This window comes from Micromonospora sp. ATLC16 (genome assembly GCF_057196645.1).
This window is the reverse complement of the sequence record NZ_JBXUOW010000158.1, coordinates 1-1,317: the sequence shown is the minus strand read 5'-3', so window position 1 is coordinate 1,317 and position 1,317 is coordinate 1. Positions and strand designations below refer to the sequence as shown.

The 1,317-nt window shown below is 67.4% G+C and carries 1 pseudogene; it reads right to left on the bottom strand.

Going from position 1 to position 1,317, the window contains the following annotated elements:
* Positions 1–30 precede the first annotated feature (30 nt).
* Positions 31–1,265: pseudogene (locus AC2CHE_RS26830) on the bottom strand (IS3 family transposase).
* Positions 1,266–1,317: the final 52 nt, after the last annotated feature.

The window sequence follows — 1,317 nt, the reverse complement described above, 5'->3', positions numbered from 1 at the left end:
TGTCAAGCCCCGGGTTTGGTGGAGAGTTGGTTAGCTGGTTTTCAGGGGTGCGGTGACCGGCTGGGTCATCGCGTGTAGTGCCTCGTGTTCGGCGGGCGGGACGTGTCCGAGTTCGCCGTGCAGGCGCCGGTTGTTGTACCAGTCGATGTACTCGACGGTGGCCATCTCCAGGTCGTCGAGCCCGCGCCACGGACCTCGGTTGCGGACGAGTTCGGCCTTGTACAGGGAGTTGAACGCCTCGGCCATCGCGTTGTCATACGAGTCGCCCTTGGACCCGACCGAGGCGACAGCGCCGGCCTCGGCGAGCCGTTGGCTGTAGCGAATCGCTCGATACTGGACTCCCCTGTCCGAGTGATGGACCAGTTTGCGCAGGTCAGCGCCCTGATTCTCGCGGCGCCAGATCGCCATTTTCAGCGCGTCGAGGGCCAGATCCGTGTAGAGGCTGGTGGCGACCTGCCAGCCGACGATCATGCGGGAGTGCACGTCGAGGACGAACGCGGCGTACACCCAGCCCACGCTGGTGCGCACGTAGGTCAGGTCGGCGACCCACAGCTGGTTCGGATGTTCTGCGGTGAAGTCCCGTTTGACCAGGTCACCCGGGCGTCCGGTCTCGGCTGCGGGCCGGGTCGTGCGCGGCGACTTGTCACGCAGCAGCCCGCGCAGCCCGGACTCGCGCATCAGCCGCTCGATGGTGCACCGGGCCACTCGCACACCGCGTCGGCGCAGCTCGTGCCAGAGCTTGCGAGCGCCGTAGACGCCGTAGTTCTCCGCGTGGATCCGCTCGATCATCGCGGTCAGCTCCTCATCCCGCCGGGAGCGTGCGCTTGCGGGGCGGGTCTTGGCGGCGTAGTAGGTCGACGGTGCGATCTGTGCCGGCGTGTCTTCGAGCGCCTGCAGGACCGGCTGGACACCGTGTTCGGCCTTCTGGGAGTCGACGAAGTCGACCTTCATCGCGACGGACGGTCCAGCTCCGCCGCGAAGAAACTCGCCGCGGACTTCAGGATCTGGTTGGCCCGCCGCAGCTCACGATTCTCCCGTTCCAACGCGGCGAGGCGTTCCGCGTCGCTGCTGGTCGTGCCCGGACGGTCACCGGCGTCGGTCTCGGCCTTCTTCACCCACGTGCGCAACGCCTCCGGATGAATGCCGAGCTGCCCGGCGATCCGGCGGATCGCCCCGACCGCGGACGCCGGATCCCGGCGGGCCTCGACCGCCAACCGGGTCGCACGCTCACGCAGCTCATCGTTGTACTTCTTCGGTGCCGGCATCGCTGGTGTTCCTCCCAGGTTTCGATGTCTCCATCAAACCCGGTGCGGGACA